Origin of the sequence: Agromyces excoecariae, assembly GCF_051715505.1 — a bacterium.
GTDB lineage: Bacteria > Actinomycetota > Actinomycetes > Actinomycetales > Microbacteriaceae > Agromyces.
The window spans coordinates 339,278-356,795 of record NZ_JBPSLA010000004.1 but is presented as its reverse complement, the minus strand read 5'-3'; the positions used below and the strand labels follow the sequence as shown (position 1 = coordinate 356,795).

Annotated in this window: 19 protein-coding genes; 9 read left to right on the top strand and 10 right to left on the bottom strand. The window is 71.6% G+C overall.

The window, feature by feature from the left end:
- Positions 1-20: 20 nt before the first annotated feature.
- A complete protein-coding gene (locus ACSJD1_RS06490) occupies positions 21-602 on the bottom strand; it encodes a TetR/AcrR family transcriptional regulator (protein ID WP_438854494.1) in 582 nt (193 codons plus the stop codon).
- 55 nt (positions 603-657) lie between these two features.
- Here ACSJD1_RS06490 and ACSJD1_RS06485 point away from each other — a divergent pair, with 55 nt between their 5' ends.
- Together ACSJD1_RS06485 and ACSJD1_RS06480 are read left to right on the top strand one after the other, a co-directional pair.
- A complete protein-coding gene (locus ACSJD1_RS06485) occupies positions 658-1,623 on the top strand; it encodes an SDR family NAD(P)-dependent oxidoreductase (RefSeq protein WP_438854493.1) in 966 nt (321 codons plus the stop codon).
- A 55-nt stretch (positions 1,624-1,678) separates the two neighbouring features.
- Entirely contained in the window at positions 1,679-2,062 is a 384-nt protein-coding gene (locus ACSJD1_RS06480; protein ID WP_438854492.1) for a bleomycin resistance protein, read from the top strand.
- Between the two features lie 9 nt (positions 2,063-2,071).
- Here the strand turns inward: ACSJD1_RS06480 and ACSJD1_RS06475 are convergent, their stop codons facing one another.
- The 4 genes from ACSJD1_RS06475 to ACSJD1_RS06460 are packed head-to-tail and all read right to left on the bottom strand — an operon-like array spanning position 2,072 to position 5,148.
- Positions 2,072-2,491 carry a PPOX class F420-dependent oxidoreductase gene (locus tag ACSJD1_RS06475; protein WP_438854491.1) on the bottom strand — a complete coding sequence of 140 codons (420 nt, stop codon included), beginning with the start codon at positions 2,489-2,491 and terminating at the stop codon, positions 2,072-2,074.
- Positions 2,488-3,123 carry a TetR/AcrR family transcriptional regulator gene (locus ACSJD1_RS06470; protein ID WP_438854490.1) on the bottom strand — a complete coding sequence of 212 codons (636 nt, stop codon included), beginning with the start codon at positions 3,121-3,123 and terminating at the stop codon, positions 2,488-2,490. The genes ACSJD1_RS06475 and ACSJD1_RS06470 overlap by 4 nt, the downstream gene beginning before the upstream one ends.
- Positions 3,124-3,139: 16 nt before the next feature.
- On the bottom strand, positions 3,140-4,441 hold the full coding sequence (locus ACSJD1_RS06465; protein WP_438854489.1) for an ABC transporter permease: 1,302 nt from the start codon (positions 4,439-4,441) through the stop codon (positions 3,140-3,142).
- Positions 4,438-5,148 carry an ABC transporter ATP-binding protein gene (locus ACSJD1_RS06460; protein WP_438854488.1) on the bottom strand — a complete coding sequence of 237 codons (711 nt, stop codon included), beginning with the start codon at positions 5,146-5,148 and terminating at the stop codon, positions 4,438-4,440. The genes ACSJD1_RS06465 and ACSJD1_RS06460 overlap by 4 nt, the downstream gene beginning before the upstream one ends.
- A gap of 195 nt (positions 5,149-5,343) precedes the next feature.
- On the opposite strand from ACSJD1_RS06460, the gene ACSJD1_RS06455 reads away from it, so the two are divergent.
- The 3 genes from ACSJD1_RS06455 to ACSJD1_RS06445 are packed head-to-tail and all read left to right on the top strand — an operon-like array spanning position 5,344 to position 8,124.
- A complete protein-coding gene (locus ACSJD1_RS06455) occupies positions 5,344-6,486 on the top strand; it encodes a 3-oxoacyl-[acyl-carrier-protein] synthase III C-terminal domain-containing protein (RefSeq protein WP_438854487.1) in 1,143 nt (380 codons plus the stop codon).
- Positions 6,483-7,208: an iron-containing redox enzyme family protein gene (locus ACSJD1_RS06450; protein ID WP_438854486.1), complete on the top strand. Its 726-nt coding sequence runs from the start codon at positions 6,483-6,485 to the stop codon at positions 7,206-7,208. The genes ACSJD1_RS06455 and ACSJD1_RS06450 overlap by 4 nt, the downstream gene beginning before the upstream one ends.
- A gap of 10 nt (positions 7,209-7,218) precedes the next feature.
- The gene (locus ACSJD1_RS06445; protein ID WP_438854485.1) at positions 7,219-8,124 is read left to right on the top strand and encodes a DUF6999 family protein; all 906 of its coding nucleotides are present in this window, start codon (positions 7,219-7,221) and stop codon (positions 8,122-8,124) included.
- Between the two features lie 69 nt (positions 8,125-8,193).
- On the opposite strand, the gene ACSJD1_RS06440 is transcribed toward ACSJD1_RS06445, so the two are convergent.
- From ACSJD1_RS06440 to ACSJD1_RS06425, 4 genes are read right to left on the bottom strand one after another with little or no spacing between them, the layout of a single operon-like run.
- On the bottom strand, positions 8,194-8,958 hold the full coding sequence (locus tag ACSJD1_RS06440; RefSeq protein WP_438854484.1) for an ABC transporter permease: 765 nt from the start codon (positions 8,956-8,958) through the stop codon (positions 8,194-8,196).
- Positions 8,955-9,752, bottom strand: a complete 798-nt coding sequence (locus ACSJD1_RS06435) for an ABC transporter ATP-binding protein (protein WP_438854483.1) — start codon at positions 9,750-9,752, stop codon at positions 8,955-8,957. Before ACSJD1_RS06435 ends, ACSJD1_RS06440 begins: the two co-directional genes overlap by 4 nt.
- Entirely contained in the window at positions 9,749-10,117 is a 369-nt protein-coding gene (locus ACSJD1_RS06430) for a DUF1048 domain-containing protein (RefSeq protein ID WP_438854482.1), read from the bottom strand. Before ACSJD1_RS06430 ends, ACSJD1_RS06435 begins: the two co-directional genes overlap by 4 nt.
- 2 nt (positions 10,118-10,119) lie before the next feature.
- Positions 10,120-10,503: a PadR family transcriptional regulator gene (locus ACSJD1_RS06425; RefSeq protein WP_438854481.1), complete on the bottom strand. Its 384-nt coding sequence runs from the start codon at positions 10,501-10,503 to the stop codon at positions 10,120-10,122.
- Positions 10,504-10,757: 254 nt separating this feature from the next.
- Here ACSJD1_RS06425 and ACSJD1_RS06420 point away from each other — a divergent pair, with 254 nt between their 5' ends.
- Complete coding sequence (locus ACSJD1_RS06420) at positions 10,758-11,663, top strand: lytic transglycosylase domain-containing protein (protein ID WP_438854480.1); 906 nt, start codon at positions 10,758-10,760, stop codon at positions 11,661-11,663.
- Between the two features lie 16 nt (positions 11,664-11,679).
- On the opposite strand, the gene ACSJD1_RS06415 is transcribed toward ACSJD1_RS06420, so the two are convergent.
- A complete protein-coding gene (locus ACSJD1_RS06415) occupies positions 11,680-12,594 on the bottom strand; it encodes an Lrp/AsnC family transcriptional regulator (RefSeq protein WP_438854479.1) in 915 nt (304 codons plus the stop codon).
- A 247-nt stretch (positions 12,595-12,841) separates the two neighbouring features.
- Here ACSJD1_RS06415 and ACSJD1_RS06410 point away from each other — a divergent pair, with 247 nt between their 5' ends.
- The 3 genes from ACSJD1_RS06410 to ACSJD1_RS06400 are packed head-to-tail and all read left to right on the top strand — an operon-like array spanning position 12,842 to position 17,507.
- Positions 12,842-14,164, top strand: coding sequence for an MFS transporter (locus ACSJD1_RS06410; RefSeq protein ID WP_438854478.1), 1,323 nt, complete (start codon positions 12,842-12,844; stop codon positions 14,162-14,164).
- Positions 14,161-15,870: an amidohydrolase gene (locus tag ACSJD1_RS06405; RefSeq protein WP_438854477.1), complete on the top strand. Its 1,710-nt coding sequence runs from the start codon at positions 14,161-14,163 to the stop codon at positions 15,868-15,870. Before ACSJD1_RS06410 ends, ACSJD1_RS06405 begins: the two co-directional genes overlap by 4 nt.
- On the top strand, positions 15,867-17,507 hold the full coding sequence (locus ACSJD1_RS06400; protein ID WP_438854476.1) for a thiamine pyrophosphate-binding protein: 1,641 nt from the start codon (positions 15,867-15,869) through the stop codon (positions 17,505-17,507). Before ACSJD1_RS06405 ends, ACSJD1_RS06400 begins: the two co-directional genes overlap by 4 nt.
- Positions 17,508-17,518: the final 11 nt, after the last annotated feature.

The following is a 17,518-nucleotide window of genomic DNA, read 5'->3' as shown; positions in this document are numbered from 1 at the left end:
CCGCGGGGGCTCGTGCGGGATCAGCCCGAGGCGGTCGCGTCGAGGATCGTGCGCAGCGCGGGCAGGGCGGCGCGGATCCGGTCCGCGAGCGGCACGGCCGCCGGGTCGGGGTCGGCGAGCCAGGCGTGCAGTTCGCGTCGGAACAGCGCGAAGCCGATCGCGGCGAGCAGGCTCGCGTCATCCGCCCGGAATCCGCGCTCGACGAGCGCGGCGGCGATGGCGTCCTGCCAGCGGGCCTGCTTCGCGAGCTCGCGGCCGGAGAGCGCGACCTCGGTGTCGATGATCGCCTGCCGGCGTCGGAGCTGCTCGCGCGCCGGCTGCATGCGGTCGGCGAGGGCGACGAGCGCCTGCTCCATGAGCGTGCCTGCCTCGACCGGGCCGGTCGGCTCCGCGATCGACGCGAGGAGCGCGGGCAGGAGTCGGTCGTCCTCGGAGAAGAGCACCTCCTCCTTGTCCTGGAACTGGCGGAAGAACGTGCGTGCGGTCACGCCGGCGCGATCGGCGATCTGGTCGACCGTGACGGCGGCGTAGCCGTGCGCCGAGAAGAGGTCGAGCGCTGCGGCGGCGAGCCGATCCCTGGAGTCCGCGGGCCATCGGGGCATGGGGTCATCGTAGCGGCCTCTTGTGTCATGAACTGACATCAGTCATGATGGCGTTATGACAGATACTGACATCATGCCGCCGACCGTCGTCCTGACCGGTCCGACACGAGGCATCGGCGCGGCGATGCTCGAGCGCCTCCTCGCACACCCGGCGCGGCCCGACCTGGTCCTGCTCGCCCGCGATCCGCAGGGACTCGAGACCGCCGTGCGACGCGCCCGCGACGCGGGCAGGTCGGCCATCGGCATCCGCCTCGACCTCGCCGACCTGCGGAGCGTCGACGCGGCCGTCGAGGAGATCCAGCACCGGATGGCCCGCGGCGACGTCGCCTCGCCGAACGCGGTCATGCTCAATGCCGGCGCCCAGTTCGGCGATCGCCGCGGCACGAGCGTGCAGGGTATCGAGCAGACGTTCGCCGTGAACGTCGTCGCCCAGCACGCGCTCGTGCGCGGACTGCTTCCCCTCGTCGCGCCCGGGTCGCATGTGGTGCTGATGGGTTCGAGCACCCATCGCGGGCGCCTGCAGTCCTTCGGCCTGCTCCCGTCCCCGCGCTCGGCGTCTCCCGAGGAGCTCGCCGAGGTCGACCGTTCCGAGGCGGGGGCGACCCGGCAGGCGGGCGGCCGCGCCTACTCCGACAGCAAGCGCGCCCTCGTGACGCTCGCGCACGCCTGGGCCCGTCGTGCCGCGGCATCCGGCCACCGCCTCAACACCTACGACCCCGGGCTCGTGCCGGGCACCGGGCTGACGCGCACGCTGCCGGAGTTCGCGTTCTGGGGCTGGGAGCACGTGATGCCGGCCATGGCCGTGCTGCCCGGGGCGACCACGCCCCGCAGGACCGCTCGGCACGCCGTCGACCTCCTGCTCGGCGACCGCCACGCCGGCCTCCACGGCGGCTATGTGGAGATCGGGCGCGTCACGCTGCCGGCCGAGCCGACCCTCGACCTCGCCCGGCAGGAGGAGTTGTTCGCATGGATCGAGTCGCGGCTCCCGGCGCGAGCCGACCGGAGCGACGTCGCGGCCTAGGCGTCGGCGCGGCCGGAGTGTTCCGGTTGCCGGGAATTCGGTGCAGGATGCCGCCATGACCGACCAGCAGCCGGCCGACCGGAGCGTTCCGAACCTGCCGTCGCGCGACCTCGATGCCACCGAGGCGTTCTACGCGCGGATCGGATTCGAGCGCGAGTTCCGTGACGAGGGCTGGATGAGCCTCCGCCGCGGCGCGCTCCGCCTCGAGTTCTTCCCGTTCGCCGAACTGGATCCCGCGACGAGCTCGCATCGGTGCACGCTCCGCGTCGCCGACGTCGACGACCTCGCCTCAGCGATCGTGGCCGCCGGCGTCCCCGTCGGCGACACCGGATTCCCGCGCCTGCACGAGGTCCGTCGCCAGGAGTGGGGGCTCCGCGCCGGTCACCTCCTCGACCCCGACGGCAACCTGCTCACGCTCATCGAGCAGCCCGCCGCCTGAGCGCGCGGGTCAGCCTCGGGGCGGTCGCATGCCCGTCGACCCCAGCACCCGCTCGACCGTCAGCTCGAGCACGACGCGCTCGGGGTTGGGGCGCGGCTGTCGGTACCTGGCCGCGTAGAGCTCGACGGCGAGCGCCACCGACTCCGGGTCCGAGAGCACGCGCACCGGCCCCTCGAAGCTGATCCACCGCGCGCCGTCGACCGTGTTGACGCTCGCGCGTCCGCTGCGCCGGGCGTTCACGAACTTCTGCGAGCCGCGGCTGCCGATCACGCGCACGATGCCGTCGCGGTAGGTGATCCCGACCGGGACCGAGTGGATCCGGCCGGACCGGTCGAGCGTCGACAGCGTCGCGAGGTGGCGCTCCGCCAGGAACGCCCGGGCGGCGTCGGTGATCAGGGCGTCGCTCCCGCCCGCATCGCCGGGCGTCATGCGAGCTTGCGGATGACGCGGTCGAGCCGGTCGCTCAGATGGCTCGTGTCGACGGGGGGCGGGTCGCCCTCGGCGGCCTGCCTGGCCCAGCTCATGCCGACGTACCGCATGAGCCCGGCGAGGAGGTGGGTGATGATCTCGGCCTGCTCGGGGAGGTCGGCGAGTTCGGCCGCGTCGGCGCCGTCGCGGACGGCGTCCTGCCGCAGCCGGAGCTCGATGATCTCGCGGAGTTCGCCCTCGATGGCGGTGAGGCGTTCCATCTGCCGTGCGAGCAGGATGGGCGTGTGCGTGACGGCCCGGATGCGGCGCACGATCAGGGCGGGATCGGCGGGCAGCCGGTCGGGCTCGATGCGCACGAGGGCCGCCGCTCCGGCGAGGAGCGGTCCGTCGGAGACGATGAACTCGCGTGCGGCGCGCTCGTCGATGGTGGGGGCGTCGGTGCCGAGCAGTGCGGCGTCCTTGGTCTTGAAGTGGTTGAAGAAGGTGCGCTGGCTGATGCCGGCGGCGTCGCAGATCATGTCGACCGTGACCTCGTCGTAGCCGTGCTCGGTGACGAGGTCGATCGCGGCGCGTTCGATCGCGGCGGTCGTCTCGGCGGTGGTCCGCCGGCGTGACGCGGGTCCGGTCGACATGATCTGCTCCTCGCTCCTACTCGTACCGTAGCGACTCGATCGGGTCCTGGCGTGCCGCGCGGCGTGCGGGCAGCACGCCCGAGAGGAACGCGACGAGCATGATCACGAGGATCACGACCGCGACGTTGACCGGGTCGAACAGCAGGATCGTCAGCCCGGGCAGGTCGGCCAATGGACCGGCGGCCAGGGCGGAGGAGATGAGGGTGCCGAGGCCGATCGCGGCGATCGCGCCGATCGCGGAGCCGAGGAAGCCGATGACGACCGCCTCGAGGCTGAACAGGCCGAACACCTTCCCGTTCGACATGCCCATGGCCTTCATGAGCCCGATCTCGCGGGTGCGTTCCTGCACGCTCATGAGCAGCGTGTTGACGATGCCGAAGGATGCCGCGACGAGGGCGATGAGCGAGAACGCGCTGAGCACCCCGATGATGCCGTTGATCACGGTCTGGATGACGCCGAGCTGGTCCTCGACGGTCTGCCCGGCGAGGTCGGCGTCGGCGAGCTGCGCCTTGACGTCCTCGACGTCGCGGTCCGTGACCGAGCCGCCGGACCCGGATCCCTCGAGGTGGGCCACCGCGAGCACGTACGCCTCCGGCTGTCCCGGAATGGCCTGCGCCGTGCTGACCGTGTCGGTCAGGCTCTCGTTCGCCCCGGCTCCCGCCGCGAAGAGGCTGGTGCGCGCGACGCCGACCACCTCGGCCTCGATGGTCCGGTCGGCCCGGGCCGCGTCGGTGTACCCGAGCTCGACGGTCTGCCCGATGGCGGACTCGGCGTCGGTGAAGCCGAGGGCGTCGACGTAGTCCTCCTGGAGGATGATCTGGGCGGAGTCCGCGTCCTGGTCGAGCTGCGCACCGGCGACGAGGTCGCTGCGGCCCAGCGACGAGCTCGGATTGATGTCGAGTTCGTAGCGTTCGGAGTCGGCCCCGTCCGCCGGGGCGACCCAGTCGACGACGATCTGGCGCACCGGCTCGACCATCCCGACCCCGTCCAGCCCGCGCATGGTGTCGAGGTCGCCGGCGTTCAGCAGCGTGCCCGCGCCGAGGGGATTCGGCTGCGTGGCCTGCTGGCGTCCGTCCGGGTCGTACGGGGTCGGGCCGTCTCCGCCGTCGGTGGTGACGGCGGGGGTGACAAGGAGTGCGTCGCCGGTGCTGACCGTCGCGACCTGCCGGTCGACGTAGTCGTTCACGCCCGCGCCGAGGGCGGTGGTGAGGGTGAGGGTGAACGCGCCGACGAAGAGGCTGAGCACGGTCAGGGTGGTCCGCAGCTTGCTGCGGAAGGCGTTGCGCGTCGCGCCGGTGATGACGTCAGCGGCCCTCATCGTCCGGCTCCGTCCGTGATCAGGCCGTCGGCGATGGCGACGCGGCGGTCGCAGCGGGCGGCGAGGTCCTCGTCGTGGGTCACGACCACGAGGGTGATGCCCCGGTCGCGCTGCAGGCCGAAGAGGAGGTCCTCCACCTGCCGGCCCGTGGCGCTGTCGAGGTTGCCGGTCGGCTCGTCGGCGAAGATGACGTCGGGGTCGTTGACCAGCGCCCTGGCGATCACGACCCGCTGCTTCTGCCCGCCGGAGAGGTCGGTGGCCTTGTTCTTCGCCTTGTCGGCCAGGCCGAGCGCGTCGAGCACGGCCATGCCGCGGCGGGTGCGCTCGCGCGGCGGCACGCCGGCCACGAGCAGCGGCAGCGTCACGTTCTCGAGCACGCTCTGCTGGGCCGTGAGGAAGAACTGCTGGAACACGAAGCCGAACCGCTCGTTGCGCAGCAGGTTCACCCGCTTCGTCGAGGCGGTCGCGGCATCCTCGCCGTCGACCTCGACCGTGCCGGAGGTCGGTCGGTCGAGGAGCGCGAGCAGGTGCATCAGCGTCGACTTGCCCGAGCCGGACTTGCCCACGATCGCGATCGACTCGCCGCGGCGCACGTCCAGGCTCACGCCCTTCAGCGCCTCGAACCGGGCCTGGCCGGTTCCGTACGTCTTCGTCAGCGCATCCGCGCTGAGCACCGGCGGGGGGCCGGATGCGGGGGAGATGGACATGGGGTTCCCTCCTCGTAATTGCAGTGACTGCAACAGTGGCTGAAGAAGCTGGGAGAACGCCCGGAGGCCGCGACCCGGAGGACGGCCCGCCGCCGACCGCCACCTGGGGCGTCACTGAGCCGCCGATGTCCGAACCGATCGACCCGCGGTGCGAGGATCCGGGCTCGACGGCACGGCGCATGCCTTAATGGCTCCATGGCGACGACCGCGTCTGCGTACCTCACCGGCTTCGGCCGGTACCTTCCGGGAGAGCCGGTCGACAACGACGGCATCGTGGCGCGCCTCGGGGGCGACGATCCGGTCACCGCGCGCATTCGCGGCATGATCCTCGACCAGAACGGCATCCGGCAGCGGCACTACGCGCTCGACGACGACGGCGAGCCGACCGAGCTGAACGAGGAGCTCGCCGTCAAGGCGCTCCGCGCGGCGCTCGACGACCGCGGCATCCGCCCCGACGACCTGCGCATGCTCGCGACCGCGACGACGATCGGCGACGTGCTCGTGCCCGGCTTCGCGTCGATGGTGCACGGCCGCCTCGGCGGCGGACCGATGCAACTGCTGTCGGCGTCGGGGGTCTGCGCCTCGAGCCTTCAGGCCCTCGATGCCGCGGTGAGCAAGGTGAAGCTCGGCGAGCATCCGCGCGTCGCGGTCGTCGGGTCCGAGCTCGCGAGCCGCAGCCTCCGGCAGCGCCGGTTCGACGGCATCCGCGCGGGCATGGATTCCCACTTCCTCCGCTGGATGCTCTCCGACGGCGCGGGCGCCGTGGTCGTCGAGTTCCAGCCGCATCCCTCGCGGCCGTCGCTCCGCGTCGACTGGGTGCGGCACGTCTCCCTCGCCCACGAGCACGACGTCTGCATGCGCGCCGGGATGGACGGGCTCGAACCCGAGGTCGGGCGCACGTGGCAGGACGTGGGCATCGGCGACGCCGAGGCATCCGGCATGTTCGTGCTCCGACAGGACGTGAGCGTGCTCGACGACCTCGCCGGCGCCGGACTCCGCGAATTCGAGCAGCTGGTGGACATCGGCCTCGTCGACGTGAGCCACCTCGACCACGTCGTGTGCCACTACAGCACGAACGCGTTCCGCGACCTCGCCTTCGATGGGCTCCGCAAGCGCATCCCGACGCTCGACACCGACCGCTGGTTCTCGAACCTCGAGACCTGCGGCAACACCGGCGCCGCGAGCATCTTCATCGCCCTCGAGGAGGCGTGGCGCACCGAACGCTTCGCGCCGGGCGAGACGATCCTCCTCGCCGTCCCCGAATCGGGGCGCTTCTCGTTCGCCTTCGCACACCTCACCGTGGTCGCCCCACCAGATCAGCAAGGAGCCCCGACATGACGACCGACACGACCGCGCCGGCCGAGACCGCGATGACGGATGCCCCGGGCGCGGCCTCGCCGGCCGATCCCGCCGCACTCTCCGACCGCCTCGCCGACGTGTGGTCCGAGCTCGAGGAGCGCCTCGATCGGGTGCCGATCCTCCGCGCGCTCGCCGAGGGCACCGTGACGATCGACGACTACCGGCGGCTGCTGTTCAACCTGCGCCAGCAGGTCGTCGACGGGTCGCCGTGGATCAGCCGCGCGGCATCCAACTTCGACATCGACCACTTCACGCTGCGCGCCGCCGCCATCAAGCACGCCGAGGAGGAGCATCGCGACTACCTCATGCTCGAGCGCGACTACGTCGCCATCGGCGGGTCGCTCGACGAGCTCCGCGCCGGCCGCAAGAACCTCGGCTCCGAGGCGCTGTCTGGCTACATGTTCACCTATGCCGACCGGCCGAACCCGGTCGGGCTCCTCGGCGCGATGTTCATCATCGAGGGGCTCGGCGCGAAGCGCGCGGCGGGCTGGGCGGCGCGGTTCCAGGAGGTGCTCGGACTCGCCGACAACCAGGTGCACTTCATGCAGTACCACCAGGAGGCCGACGGGGCGCACACCGGCGACCTCCAGGCGATCCTCGACTCGGGCATCATCGACGACGCGGCCGCCGACGAGATCGTTCGCTGCGCCGAGGTCGTCGCACGGCTCTACGCGCTGCAGCTCGAAGAGCTGGACCGCTGACGTGCCGAAGATGCCGAAGCTGCAGGTGCCGAAGGTGCCGGTGCCGAAGGTGCAGGTGCCGCGGGTCCCCGAGTACGTCCGGTCCGACCCGAGCATGTGGCAGGCGGTGTACGCCGACCCGTCGGTGCCGCTCGACCGCGCGCTCGTGCGGCAGATCATCAACGACCAGCGGCGCCTGTCGCGCCGCTGGCTCTACCCGATCGCGCGCATCGTCTCGCGCGTGCTCGTCGCGCTGATCTCGATCGTCAAGCGCGTCCTGCCGTTCCGGTGGATGCCGCTGCACACCATGGACGTGCTCTGCGTCTGGTTCCTCCGCCGGTTCGTCTCGCCCGACGCAGTCGACCTGCTGATCCGGCACTTCGTCGTCGAGACGAACCTGGTGAACTTCATCATCCGCAACACCCCGGTCGACATGGACCCCGTGACGCTCCGCCCGGAGAAGCTCTCCGGCCTCGGCGACCAGGCGGTCGTGGAGCACGATGTGAACGTCTACGACGTGCTCATCGCGCTCGATGACGTGAAGCTGGCCAAGCCCGAGACGCTCGACTTCTCGCAGCTCGACGTGCCGCCGCTCGACGCCGAGCGGGGGCGCCGCCGGCTGCTGCGGCTCGACATCCAGACCGCGCTCTGCTTCATGAACATCCCGTTCTCGATGGCGCTCACCGTCGAGGAGTACCGGCGGGCGGTGCACTCCATCCGCTTCGACGACTCGTTCCTCGAGATCCTCGCGCTGATCACCGACGACGACACGTTCCGCCACTGGAAGCTCGCGGGCATGAGCCTCTGGATGGACTCCAACGTCGACGTGCCGCGCATGGTCTACCGGCACGCGCTCGTGTGCGAGTACGCGCACGCCCGCCTGGTGAAGCTCGCCGGCGGCGCCTACCCGCGCGACACCGCGGTCGCGTTCGACTGACCGGCCGCGACGACGACGGATGCCCCGGGGCCGGCGCCCCGGGGCATCCGCTCGCCATCGCGCCCCGGCCTACCCGGCCTTGCGCCGGTAGATCCGAATGGCGAACGCGAACGCGACCGCCATGATGCCGACGAGCCAGGCGAGCGCGATCCAGATGTCGGTGCCGACGGGCTGACCGGCGAACAGGGCGCGCGTCGTGTCGACGATGGAGGTCACCGGCTGGTTCTCGGCGAACCAGGCGACCGGGCCCGGCATCGACTCGGTGGGCACGAACGCCGAGCTGATGAACGGCAGGAAGATCAGCGGGTAGCTGAACGCGCTCGCGCCATCGACCGTCTTCGCCGAGAGCCCGGCGATGACGGCGATCCAGGTCAGCGCGAGCGTGAACAGCATCAGGATGCCGATCACCGCGAGCCACGCGCCGACGGATGCCCCGGTGCGGAAGCCCATGATGAGGGCGACCCCCACGACGATCGCGACCGACACGAGGTTGGCGACGAGCGAGGTGAGCACGTGGCCCCAGAGCACGCTCGAGCGGGCGATCGGCATCGACTGGAACCGCTGGAAGATGCCGCCCTGCAGGTCGAGGAACAGCCGGTACGCCGTGTAGGCGACGCCGGACGCGATCGTGATGAGCAGGATGCCCGGGAGCATGTAGTCGATGTACGACTCGGTGCTCCCGGTCCGGATGGCGCCGCCGAACACGTACGTGAACAGCAGCATCAGGGCGATCGGCGTGACCGCGGTGGTGATGATCGTGTCAGGACTGCGGACGATGTGGGTGAGCGAGCGTGCCGTGAGGACACGGGTGTCGCTCAGGACGTGGGTGGTCATCGTGACTCCTTCTCGGTGTGCCCGCCGACGAGGGCGAGGAAGACCTCCTCGAGGCTCGGCTGCTTCTCGACGTACTCGACCTTCGCGGCCGGGAGGAGTCGCTTGAGCTCGGCGAGGGTGCCGTTCCGGATGATCACGCCCTCGTGGAGGATCGCGATCCGGTCGGCGAGATGCTCGGCCTCGTCGAGGTACTGGGTGGTGAGCAGCACGGTGGTGCCGCCGTCGGCGAGCGCCGTGATGGTCTGCCACACCTCGATGCGCGCCTGCGGGTCGAGCCCGGTGGTCGGCTCGTCGAGGAAGACGACCGGCGGATCGCCGATCAGGCTCATCGCGATGTCGAGGCGCCGGCGCATGCCGCCCGAGTACGTCGCCGCCCGCCGCCCGCCGGCGTCGGTGAGCGAGAAGCGCGCGAGCAGGTCGTCGGCGATCCGTCCCGGGTCCTTCAGGTGCCTGAGCCTCGCGACGAGCACGAGGTTCTCGCGGCCCGTGAGGACCTCGTCGACCGCCGCGAACTGGCCGGTGAGGCTGATCGAGCGGCGCACGTCGCCGGGCGAGCTCGCGACGTCGAACCCCTCCACCGTGGCGGTGCCGCCGTCGGCCTCGAGCAGCGTCGACAGGATGTTCACGAGCGTCGTCTTGCCGGCGCCGTTCGAGCCGAGCAGGGCGAAGATGCTGCCCTTCGCCACGTCGAAGTCGACGCCCCTCAACACCTGCAGGTCCTTGAACGACTTCCGGACGCCGTGCACGCGGATGGCCGGCGGTGCGGCCGGTGCGGGCCGGGTGGCGCTGGTCATCGCTCGTCCTTCCCCTCGAGTTCCTCGATCGTCCTGGTCAGGCGGTTGCGCTCCTTGTCGATCCAGCGCTTCCCGACGTAGGCCTCGGTGAAGGCCTCGGCGAACGCGACCGGGTCGTCGCCGACGATGTCGCTCACCGGCGTCTCGTCGGCCGCCGCGCGCTCCCAGAGATCGGCGAAGTCGCCGAGCATCGTGACGAGGGTGTCGCCGTCGGTGATGCCCCCGTTGACCATGAAGTACCGCTCGAAGGCCTTCGCGGCGGCGGCATAGGGTTCGGGGAGCGCTGCGACGCGCGCCCTGTACTGCCGGTACTGCTTCTTCTGCTCGAGCGAGCCCGTGAGCGCTTCGATCCACTTCGCGGCCATGGTCACTTCTCCTCTTCGTGGGACGGGTCGGATTCGGGGAGCTCGTCGGCTCCGGGGGACTGCTGGATGTCGTGGAGCTGTTCGATGCGTGCGGCCAGGAAGCTCCACGTGCGCCAGAACTCGTCGAGGGAGTCGCGACCGCGGGCGTTGAGCGAGTACACCTTGCGGGGCGGGCCCTTCTCGGAGGGCACCCTCTCGACGTCGACGAGGCCGCGCTGCTCGATGCGCACGAGGAGGGCGTAGATGGTGCCCTCGGCGATGTCGGTGAAGCCGCGCTCGCGCAGCCACGCGGTGATCTCGTACCCGTAGGCCGGGCGACCGGAGAGGATCGCCAGGACGATGCCCTCGAGGGTGCCCTTCAGCATCTCGGTCGCCTGCTTGCCCATCGCCGCTCCTCGACTATTCAGTGTTGTTGAGTACTGGTACATAGTAAGCATGAGTACCGGTAGATAGCAACACTGAATACCGATCTCGTCGAGCGAACGCGTCGCGCGGGACATCCGGCACCTTCTCTGGCGGCGTCCGCCTGGACGCGAGTACGCTGGATGATCGGGTCGCGACGCGATGCTCCGGCACGCGGCGACGAGGCCGACCCGGCGGGCAAGAACTCGAACCGACGCCCGAACGGAGCTGCAGACCGATGACCTGGGACGACGACGCGACCGGCGATGACCGGCGCGGTCCGAGGTCGAGGCCGTCCGGGCGGGAGGTCCTCCTCCAGGTCGCCGGCTACCTCGGGCTCGTGACCGCGGTCGTCGCGCTCGTGGTCGGCGCCGTCGTCGCGGTGACCGCCTGGGGCGTCGCGGCGAAGCCCGGCGGGTTCGCGGCGCCGTCCGCATCCGGTCGCGGAGCGCCGCTCCCGCCGGTGACGACCTCATCCTCCGAGGGCGGCGCCGTGGCGAGTCCCCGGACCGACGAGGGCGACGACCCGAATTCCCTGACCGGCTCGGAGGTCGCGCCGCTCGTCGAGCCCGAGCCGGAGGCCGCTCCCGTGGTCGAGGACGACTGGCTCTCGGTCGTCTCCGCCGCCACGGGCATCCCCGCTCGTGCGCTCGCGGCGTACGCGCTCGCGCACGTGGCCATCGCCGCGGAGGAGCCGCAGTGCGGCGTCGACTGGACGACGATCGCGGCCATCGGCGCCGTCGAGTCGGGGCACGGCAGCCACGGCGGGGCGGTGATCGACGCGAGCGGCCTGGTTACGCCGAAGATCCTCGGCCCCGCGCTCGACGGCGACGGGGTGGCCGCCATCCACGACACCGACGGCGGTGCCCTCGACGGCGACACGACCTGGGATCGCGCGGTCGGGCCGATGCAGTTCATCCCCTCGACCTGGGAGCAGTGGGGCGCCGACGCGAACGGCGACGGCGTCGCCGACCCGAGCCAGATCGACGATGCCGCGTACGCCACCGCCCGGTACCTCTGCGCGTCGGGCCCGATGTCGAGCCCCGAGGGATGGCGTGCCGCCGTCTTCTCGTACAACCACCTCCAGTCGTACGTCGACAAGGTCGCCGGCCTGGCGAACGGCTACGCCGACGCGCTCGGTTGAGCCGGCCCGGCGCGACTCAACGGCCGCCCGCGGCGACCACGTCGGCCGCGCGGAGCGTGCGGGCGTAGTCCTCCTTCAGTACCGCGAGGTGGAACCACGCCTCGGTGTGGCTGACGCCGGGGAGGGCGCGGATGCGCTCGAGGCTCGCGTAGAGGGCGCCGGCCGACGGCTCGACCAGGGTCATGATGAGGTCGAACCGGCCGAGACTGCGGGCGGCGAAGTCGACACCGCGCCACGTGCGGATTGCCGCGATGATCGCGTCGTCGTCGCCCGCGAGGTTGAGACCGACGCCGAGCGAGAGCTGACGGTGCACGAGTCCGCGCGCCTCGACCGCGCTGATCTTGATGACGCCGGCCGAGATGAGCCGCTCGACCCGAGTCGCGACCGCCGACGGCGAGAGCCGCACGGTCTCGCCGAGCGCCCGGAAGCTCGCTCGACCGTCGCGCTGGAGCTGCTCGATGAGGGCCGCGTCGGTGGCGTCGATGCGGAGTCCGCCGCGGTACTCCGAGACGAAGAAGCCCTTGATCACGGTCGAGTAGATGAGCGTGTTGATGTCGACCACACCGGGCAGCGCGCGGATCTGCGCGAGCAGCTGGTGCAGCGCGGGCATCGACCCGAGGCGGATCTCGGTGACGAGGTCGTGCACGCCGCCGACCGCCGAGACGAGCACGGTCTCGGCGAGGCCGCGCAGGTGCTCGGCCACGGGCTCGGTCGTGCCGTCGGTGCGGATCGAGACGTGCGCGAGCACGTTCTGGCCGAGGAACTCCGGATCGACCGCGGCGACGACGCGCACGGTGCCGTCGGCGAGCATCGCGCGCAGTCGCGCCGACACGGCGGCCCGCGACTGCCCGAGCGCGGAGGCCAGGTCGTGGATGCTCGCGCGCCCGTCGTCCTGAAGGGCACGGACCAGCTCGGCGTCGAAGTTCACCACGGCCGGCCCGATTCGCCGGAATTCCTTCGATCGCTCGTTCCCGTCGACATAACGCAAGCGTAGGCGCTCGATGAGAGGACGCGAAGCGCCGAATGCGCGCAATCGAGAACAGAACGCCAGCGGATGACACGGTCCGCTGGAGTTCCGCGCTTGCCGCGCCCGCCGTCCGCTCGTAGCATCCAACGCGTCGCCTCGCCGAGTCGGCCCAGCCGACCGGCACCCCACACCCACCCGCAAAGGAGCGGTCATGACCACAACGCACAGCAGGGCCAGGCGAGCCGGCCTCGCGGCATTCGTCGGCACCACGATCGAGTGGTACGACTTCTACGTCTACGCCACCGCCGCGGCGCTCGTCTTCGGCCCCCTGTTCTTCCCGAGCGACGACCCGCTCGCCGAGACCGCCGCTGCGTTCGCCACGTTCGCCATCGCCTTCCTCGTCCGCCCGTTCGGCGGCATCCTCTTCGGCCACATCGGCGACAAGCTCGGCCGCCGCGTCTCGCTCGTGATCACGCTGCTGCTCATGGGTGCCGCCACCGTTCTCGTCGGCTGCCTCCCGACCTACGAGACCATCGGCGTCATGGCGCCGATCCTGCTGATCCTGCTCCGGGCGCTCCAGGGCCTCGCCGTCGGCGGTGAGTGGGGCGGTGCGGTGCTGATGAGCGTCGAGCACGCGCCCGAGAAGTCCAAGACCTTCTACGGCGGCTTCACGCAGCTCGGCAACCCCGCCGGCGCGCTGCTCGCCTCGGGCGTCTTCGCGATCATGACGCGCTTCGGCGACGACTTCATCATCAACGGCGGATGGCGCATCCCGTTCCTGCTCTCGATCGTCCTCATCGGCGTCGGCCTCTGGGTGCGGTACCGGGTCGAGGAGTCGCCCGTGTTCGAGCAGAAGATCGAGGGCCGGAAGCAGTCCATGCCGCTCGCGTTCGCCCTCCGCAACAACTGGAAGCCGATCCTCCTCGGCATCGGCCTGCTCCCGATCTCGACGGGCGGCTACTACCTCGCCACGACCTTCGCCACCGCGTACGCCACGGGCGAGCCGATCTCGATCGACGCGCAGGTCATCCTCGATGCGATGACGATCGCCTCCTTCATCGAGTTCGTCGTGACCCTGCCGGTCGCCTGGCTCGGCGACAAGTGGGGCCGGAAGAACGTCATGTACCTCGGCCTCCTGACCTCGGTGCTGACGTTCGCGCCGTTCATGCTGATCCTGCCCGGCCGCGTGGAGCCGCTCATCTTCCTCCTCGCCTCGCTCGTGCGCATCGCGATGAGCGCCACCTACGCCCCGATCGCCGCGATCCTCGCGCAGATGTTCCGGCCGCAGGCGCGGTACACCTCGATCGCACTCTCGTACGGCGTCGGCGCGGCGATCTGGGCCGGGTTCTCGCCCTGGTTCGCGACGCAGCTCATCGCCTGGACGGGCGACGTCTGGTCGGTCATCGCGATGTTCACCGGCATGGCCGTGCTCGCCGCGATCTGCACGAGGCTCGCGCCGCAGCACTCCGACGAGGCACCCGCGACGGCGTCGTTCACCGCCCGCACCGAGACCACGGGGATCCGCCAGCCATGAGGAAACTCGCCGCCTTCGACCGGCCCGACCAGACCGGACCCCGGATCATCACGGCCCGCGCCATCCACGCCGTCGACGACGCGTCGACGACGGCCGGCGCGATGCTGCTCGACCGCGGACGCATCCTCGCGATCGGCTCGACGGCCGACTGCGAGGCCGCGGCCGATGCCGCAGGCCTGACGCCGGAGCGCGTCGACCTCGGCGACGCGGTCGTGGTGCCCGGGTTCGTCGACGCCCACGCGCATCCGCTCATGTACGGGCAGATGATGACCTGGGTCGACTGCGGGCCGGCGAAGGCGGCGAGCATCCCCGAGATCGTGGCCCTCCTGAAGGCTGCTGCGGCCGACCTGCCGGCGGGGCGCCCGGTCCGCGGCTACGGCTACGAGCACCGCAACCTCGTCGAGCAGCGGCATCCGACCCGGTTCGAGCTCGACGAGGTCGCCACCGACCGCGAGGTGTACCTCATGAACGCGTCGGGGCACGGCGGCGTCGTGAACTCCACCACGTTCGAGGTCAACGGCGTCGACCGCGACACGCCGAACCCGCCCGGGGGCGAGTTCTTCCGCGACGCCGACGGCGAACTCACGGGCGAGCTGTCGGATGCCGCGTGCAACATCCTCACGGGCGTCCACGGAGTCGACGTCGGCCATCACGGCCCGAACTTCCACCTCGCCGACGAGCCCGAGGAGCACCTGCGACAGCTCGACGTCGCGACCCAGCGGTTCCTCGCCGGCGGGGTCACCACGATCGGCGACGCCCAGGTGTCGCGCCGCGAGTTCGACATGTACCTGCGGCTCGCCGAGGCCGGGCGGCTCGAACTGCGGGTGTCGATGTACCTGCTCTCGCACCTCCTCGACGACGCGCTCGAGATGGGCCTCGTCGGCCAGTTCGGCAACGCCCACCTCAGCTTCGCGGGCATCAAGTTCTACGCCGACGGCACGCTCGGCGGCTGGACCGCGTACTTCCCCGACGGGTACGTGGGCGACCCCTGCCGCACCGGGCAGCTCTACCACGAGCCCGCCGCCTACGCGGAGCTGATCCGGAAGGCGCACGCCGCCGGCCTGCAGACCGCGACGCACGCGCAGTCGCCGACCGCGATCGAGATGGTCGTCTCGGCGATCGAGGCCGCCCTCGCGGAGCGGCCCGACGGGGACGCCCGACACCGCATCGAGCACTGCGGGCTGCCGACCCCCGAGCAGATCGAGCGGATGGCGGCCGCCGGCATCCGCCCGGTGAACCAGCCGCAGCACTACTTCAACTGGGGCGAGGGCGTCGAGGACGCGATCGGCACCCCGGGCGAGCGGTTCAACCCGCTCGGCGAGTTCGAACGGGCCGGCGTGCCGATGACGATCTCGTCGGACGCACCCGTCGCCGACCCGATCCCGCTCGAGGCCGTCCAGGCCGCCGTGACCCGGGTGACGCGCCGCGGCAAGTCGCTGGGCCCCGACGACCTGCGCATCTCGGCGCTCGCCGCCCTGCGCGCGCACACCTACGAGGGGGCCGTCTCGCTCGGGCGCGAGGACGACCTCGGCTCGCTCGAGGTCGGCAAGTACGCCGACTTCGCCGTGCTCGCCGACGACCCGCTCGCGGTGGCGCCCGAGCGGATCGCCGAGATCCGCGTCCTGCAGACCTGGGTCGGCGGCGAACCGCGCCACGTGCTGGACGACGCACCGACGGCGGCGCTGATGGAGGCGGTCCCGGCATGAGCGAGACGATCACGATCATGGACGATGCACGCGACGACACGGCCGAGCGGTACGCCGACACCGCCGGGCGGGCGGTCCTCGAGACCATCCGCGCCTACGGGGTCACCACGATCTTCGGCATCCCCGGCACGCACAACCTCGAGTTCTACCGGCCGCTCGCCGACCTCGGCATCCACGCGGTCACCAACCGCCATGAGCAGGGCTCGGGCTACGGCGCCGACGGGTGGGCGCAGCAGACGGGGCTGCCAGGGGTCGTCATCACCACGTCGGGGCCGGGGCTGCAGAACGCGATGAGCGCCATCGGCACGGCGTTCTGCGAGTCGAGGCCGCTCATCGTGCTCTCGCCGGGCGTGCCGCTCGGCGACGAGTTCCGCGACGTCGGAACGCTGCACGAGACGAAGGACGCCTCGGCCATGGTCGCCGCCATCGCGGAGTGGTCGCGCCGTGTGCGCAGCGCCGCGGAGGCCGTCGAGGCCGTGCACGACGCGTTCGAGCTGTTCCGCACCGGGCGTCCGCGGCCGGTGCACATCGAGATCCCGCTCGACGTGCTCGAGGCGCCGGCCGACGTGCCCGCCGACGCGCGGACGGCCAGATCCGCCCCGGCGCCGGCCCGCGGGGACGCCGAGGCCGTCCGTGCCGCCGCCGAGCTGCTCGCGGGAGCCGAATCGCCCGTCATCGTCGCCGGCGGCGGTGCGACGCGCGCCGTGCGCGAGGTGACCGCGCTCGCCGAACGCCTCGGCGCTCCGGTGCTCACCACGCTCAACGGCAAGGGCGTGCTCGACGAGCACCACCCGCTCTCGCTCGGCTCGAACCTGCGGCTCGCCGCCGCGCGCGAGGTCGCCGAGTCGGCCGACGTGCTCGTCGTCCTCGGCTCCAAGCTCGGCGAGGCCGAGCTGTGGGCGCCCCGGCTCGAGGCGCGCGGCCGGGTCATCCGCATCGACCGTTCGACGGCACAGGTGCACAAGAACCTCGAGGCGACCGTCGGCATCGTCGGCGACACCGCCGCGGTGGTCGGCGCGCTGCTCGCCGCGCTGCCGGCCGAGCCGCGACCGCAGCGCGACCTGGCCGGCGCCCGTCGTGCGATCGCCGACGAGGTGCGGACGACCGCGCCCGCCGACGTCGCGCTCGCCGAGCGCATCGCCGACGCGCTGCCCGACGACGCGATCGTCGCCGGGGACTCCTCGCAGATCGTCTACCTCGCGCTCGCCAGCGTGCTCCTCCGTTCGGGCCCGCACGCCCTCCTGTACACGCCGACCTACGCGACGCTCGGATACGGCCTGCCCGCCGCGATCGGCGCGCGCGTCGCCGCCGCGGACCGCCCGGTGGTCGCCGTGCTCGGCGACGGCGCGCTCATGTTCGCCGTCAACGAGCTCATGACCGCGGTCGAGCAGCGCCTCGACCTCACCGTCGTGTGCGTCGACAACGGCGGCTACGCCGAGATCAGGCAGAACGAGGTGGACCGCGGCATCCGCCCGGTCGGCGTCGACCTCGCCCAGCCCGATTGGGCCGCGCTCGCGACGGCCTTCGGCGCGACCGGCCGGCGCGTCGACGACGCCGCTGAGCTCGAGGGCGCGATCCGCGAGGCGATCGCCGCGGGCGGCGTCCGGCTCGTGCACGTCCGGCAACCGCGCGACTGACCGGACGCGCT

Bases quoted from the DNA above. Each gene is read 5' to 3' on its own strand.
- ACSJD1_RS06430 (WP_438854482.1), bottom strand. From the start codon at position 10,117: ATGGCCGCGAAGTGGATCGAAGCGCTCACGGGCTCGCTCGAGCAGAAG.
- ACSJD1_RS06465 (WP_438854489.1), bottom strand. From the start codon at position 4,441: ATGAGGGCCGCTGACGTCATCACCGGCGCGACGCGCAACGCCTTCCGC.
- ACSJD1_RS06425 (WP_438854481.1), bottom strand. From the start codon at position 10,503: ATGGGCAAGCAGGCGACCGAGATGCTGAAGGGCACCCTCGAGGGCATC.
- ACSJD1_RS06485 (WP_438854493.1), top strand. From the start codon at position 658: ATGACAGATACTGACATCATGCCGCCGACCGTCGTCCTGACCGGTCCG.
- ACSJD1_RS06490 (WP_438854494.1), bottom strand. From the start codon at position 602: ATGCCCCGATGGCCCGCGGACTCCAGGGATCGGCTCGCCGCCGCAGCG.
- ACSJD1_RS06475 (WP_438854491.1), bottom strand. From the start codon at position 2,491: ATGACGCCCGGCGATGCGGGCGGGAGCGACGCCCTGATCACCGACGCC.
- ACSJD1_RS06400 (WP_438854476.1), top strand. From the start codon at position 15,867: ATGAGCGAGACGATCACGATCATGGACGATGCACGCGACGACACGGCC.
- ACSJD1_RS06470 (WP_438854490.1), bottom strand. From the start codon at position 3,123: ATGTCGACCGGACCCGCGTCACGCCGGCGGACCACCGCCGAGACGACC.
- ACSJD1_RS06460 (WP_438854488.1), bottom strand. From the start codon at position 5,148: ATGTCCATCTCCCCCGCATCCGGCCCCCCGCCGGTGCTCAGCGCGGAT.
- ACSJD1_RS06410 (WP_438854478.1), top strand. From the start codon at position 12,842: ATGACCACAACGCACAGCAGGGCCAGGCGAGCCGGCCTCGCGGCATTC.
- ACSJD1_RS06455 (WP_438854487.1), top strand. From the start codon at position 5,344: ATGGCGACGACCGCGTCTGCGTACCTCACCGGCTTCGGCCGGTACCTT.
- ACSJD1_RS06405 (WP_438854477.1), top strand. From the start codon at position 14,161: ATGAGGAAACTCGCCGCCTTCGACCGGCCCGACCAGACCGGACCCCGG.
- ACSJD1_RS06435 (WP_438854483.1), bottom strand. From the start codon at position 9,752: ATGACCAGCGCCACCCGGCCCGCACCGGCCGCACCGCCGGCCATCCGC.
- ACSJD1_RS06450 (WP_438854486.1), top strand. From the start codon at position 6,483: ATGACGACCGACACGACCGCGCCGGCCGAGACCGCGATGACGGATGCC.
- ACSJD1_RS06440 (WP_438854484.1), bottom strand. From the start codon at position 8,958: ATGACCACCCACGTCCTGAGCGACACCCGTGTCCTCACGGCACGCTCG.
- ACSJD1_RS06445 (WP_438854485.1), top strand. From the start codon at position 7,219: ATGCCGAAGCTGCAGGTGCCGAAGGTGCCGGTGCCGAAGGTGCAGGTG.
- ACSJD1_RS06480 (WP_438854492.1), top strand. From the start codon at position 1,679: ATGACCGACCAGCAGCCGGCCGACCGGAGCGTTCCGAACCTGCCGTCG.
- ACSJD1_RS06420 (WP_438854480.1), top strand. From the start codon at position 10,758: ATGACCTGGGACGACGACGCGACCGGCGATGACCGGCGCGGTCCGAGG.